Origin of the sequence: Candidatus Magnetaquicoccus inordinatus (assembly GCF_004217665.1) — a bacterium.
Lineage (GTDB): Bacteria > Pseudomonadota > Magnetococcia > Magnetococcales > Magnetaquicoccaceae > Magnetaquicoccus > Magnetaquicoccus inordinatus.
This window is the reverse complement of sequence record NZ_RXIU01000333.1, coordinates 1-2590: the sequence shown is the minus strand read 5'-3', so window position 1 is coordinate 2590 and position 2590 is coordinate 1. Positions and strand designations below refer to the sequence as shown.

General features: G+C 52.5%; 2 protein-coding genes. Both read left to right on the top strand.

Annotation, left to right across the window (positions count from 1 at the left end):
- Positions 1 to 261: 261 nt before the first annotated feature.
- Complete coding sequence (locus EJP87_RS15330) at positions 262 to 1200, top strand: ABC transporter ATP-binding protein (protein ID WP_130472733.1); 939 nt, start codon at positions 262 to 264, stop codon at positions 1198 to 1200.
- Positions 1197 to 1979, top strand: coding sequence for an ABC transporter permease (locus tag EJP87_RS15325; protein WP_130472732.1), 783 nt, complete (start codon positions 1197 to 1199; stop codon positions 1977 to 1979). Before EJP87_RS15330 ends, EJP87_RS15325 begins: the two co-directional genes overlap by 4 nt.
- Positions 1980 to 2590 lie beyond the last annotated feature (611 nt).

Genomic DNA, 2590 nt, shown 5'->3' with positions numbered 1-2590 from the left:
ACCAGAACAGATGTGCAATATTCACCCGCTCGGCCATGGAGAGATAGGAGACAACCGCCGTCAAGGCAATCATCCCACCAATCCGCAATTTTAGCAATTCGAGATAGTTCGCAAAAGGCATCTTTCCACCCTACCGCTACGGGAAAAAACCGGCTATCCTGACTTCGTTTGTTCAAGCAGGCCCATACTACACACTGTGCAGGAATAGTTCAATTCTAATCGCCAAACTTAGCGCAAAATTTCCCGACCCCAGCGACCGTCATGATCCAGATCAACCAACTGAGTCACTATTATGGACAACGAAAACAGGCTGCACGAGCGGCGTTGTTGGCGTTGCAGCTTGCTATTCCAGCCCATACCCTCTTTGCTTTGACGGGACCAAATGGCAGCGGTAAATCGACTCTGTTTCGTATTTTATGTGGTTTGACCCATCCCAGCAGCGGTTCAGTGCAGATTGCCGGTTACGATATGCTGCATCAGGCTCAGGCTGCCCGGCAACTGCTTGGGGTAGTGTTTCAACAGCCCGCGTTGGATAAGCAGCTTACGGTTTTGGAAAATTTGCGTATTCATGCCGAGCTGCATCATCTGGATCGGCACCTGTTTCAACAGCGTCTAGAGTGTGATTTAATCTGGTCAGAGCTTGGCAACCGCCTGCATGATCGGGTGGGCACCCTCTCTGGTGGTACCGCCCGCCGCGTTGAGCTGGTCAAAGCTTTGCTGCATCGTCCGGCAGTTCTCTTTATGGATGAACCGACCAATGGTTTGGATCCTGGTGCCCGTCGTGATTTTTTTGCGCATCTGTTACGTCTGCGCCGTGAATATGCACTGACCATCCTGTTTACCAGTCATCTGTTTGATGAAGCCGAGCAGGCCGATCAAGTGGGGATTTTGCATCAAGGTCGTCTGTTGGCGGTGGGCTCTCCTGAGCAGTTGCGCAGCAGCTTGGGTCAGGAGATGGTGATTTTGCAAATCGAACAACAAGAGGATCGGCAACAGCTCTTGCAACTGCTTGCGCAACGTCCCTCGATTCAGGTGACAGAGCGGGAACAAGAGCTGCGTTTGCAAGGGATTGATGCGGAGACCTTGCAGCAACTGCTGTTTCAGCATCGCGAACAGTTTCAAGCGTTGGCGATTCATCACCCCACCTTGGAAGATGTGTTTATTCACCATACCAGCAGCAAGGGAGGGGGGTTCTCATGATTCGTCCCATTCGCGCTTTGGCTGTGCGTGAACTGGTGCGTTTTTTTCGGCAACCGCACCGGGTAGTCGGCAGTCTGGCACAACCTCTGCTTTTTTGGCTCTTTTTGGGGAGTGGATTCAGTGCCTCGTTTCGTCCCCCAGGGCTCTCTGGTATGAGCTATCTGGAATATTTTTATCCTGGTATTCTTTTGATGTTGCTGCTTTTTTCTGGAATTTTTTCCACCATTACCATCATCGAGGATCGCAGTCAGGGGTTGCTGCAAGCGGTTCTTGTGGCCCCGTTGCCGCGCATTGCCATTGTTCTGGGTAAGGTGATGGGTTCCATGAGTGTTGCACTGATACAGGTTGCCCTGTTGTTGCTGGCCATCCCCTGGTTGGGGTTGCATCTGGGGGTAGGTGAGGCGTTGTTGCTGTTGTTTGGACTGCTGCTGGCCACTCTGGGTTTTACCACTCTCGGTTTTCTTATTGCCTGGAATCTGGAAAGCACCGCCGGATTTCATGCCATCATGTCGGTATTTTTGATGCCTCTGTGGCTGCTTTCTGGAGCCCTGTTTCCCATGGATCATACGCCAGCCTGGCTGCAGGCGGTGATGCAGATCAACCCGGTTACCCATGCCTTGCATTTGATTCGTCTGCCCTTTTATCAGACGAGTAGCGATTTGCTGCAATCTCCAGACTATCAACTCTCCATGGCCATCACTCTGCTGTGGGCTGTCTTCTGTTTGTCGGCGGCACTCTGGCAGGTGAGACGCATCGAGCAGGGGGCTAAAATGGCATAAGCTGCTGCAGACAGCTCCGCCAGAAGTTTATTTCCCCAGGGCAAGCGCATTTGTAACTATTCACCACCCAAAACAACTGCAGGTCCAGGGAGGGCACCTCCCTGGCCGGGTCCAGGGATGGAATCCCTGGGATTTTGTTTTTAATCTTGTAGCTATTCACCACCCAAAACAACTGCGGGTCCAGGGAGGGCACCTCCCTGGCCGGGTCCAGGGATGGAATCCCTGGGATTTTGCTTTTAATCTTTAATCTTTTGCTTTTAATCTTTAATCTTTTGCTTTTAATCTTTTGCTTTTGGCGCGCCTTTCACAACAAGCCGACGCGCTTTTTGCGTCGGCGCGGCGCGCCTAATGGAAGCAAGCTGTGCGGATTGGCGCGCTTTTTTGCGCCAATGTGCACAGCATCCCCATGGGGGTAGAGCTGGCAAACCGGCACGAACCTGAATATTTGCGCCAATGTGCACAGCATTCCCATGGGGGTAGAGCTGGCGAGCAGGCACTAACCTGAATAGTTACGCGCATTTGCCAATTTTATCGCTGTTGCCACAAGCGAAACTGTGCATGTCGGGCGTCCGCCCTCCCAAAGAGTGCCCCTGCGGGGCACAAATCGGTGC